Source organism: Neisseria sp. P0021.S007 (assembly GCF_051956855.1).
Map to the genome: position 1 here is coordinate 1 of NZ_JBQCXA010001570.1, position 461 is coordinate 461.

Annotated in this window: 1 protein-coding gene; it reads right to left on the reverse strand. The window is 46.4% G+C overall.

Features of this window, described 5'->3' with window-relative positions:
• Positions 1-220 precede the first annotated feature (220 nt).
• Positions 221-461 (reverse strand): SUMF1/EgtB/PvdO family nonheme iron enzyme (locus tag ACTHUR_RS20315; protein WP_440400599.1); only part of this gene is annotated, 241 nt, incomplete at its 5' end.

Here is a 461-nt window from a genome sequence, read left to right on the forward strand (position 1 = left end):
GTCAATGCCATGATGGATAACTCCGAAAATAAAAGAACCTTTTCAGGTTCGGACAAGTTTGCCAAGCCAAACAACCTAAGCAAACTCCTAAGTGCCTTTTTATAAAGACGGGCGGATTATGCCACAATTTGTCTTTGTGCGCCACATCTTTTCAGACGGCCAAAAAAAGCGGCGATACCTTCCAGTACCGCCAAAGCTGCTTTGGTGATAAAACTAAACTTTATTTGCTTGCACAGCGGAAGCCTAAGTTATTTAAAACATATTTGGATTGCAGGCTGGTACGGATGCCGTAGCGCAAGAAAGCCGCATAGTTGGATGGGTCGCTTGAGCCTACGGATGCGCCGCTACAGAACATTTGGGTGTTGGATGAACCGGCTGAGAGTTGGCTGCTGTTGAAGTCTTCAGTCCATTCCCAAATCAGGCCGTGCATATCGTATACGCCCCAGTAGTTGGGTTTGTTT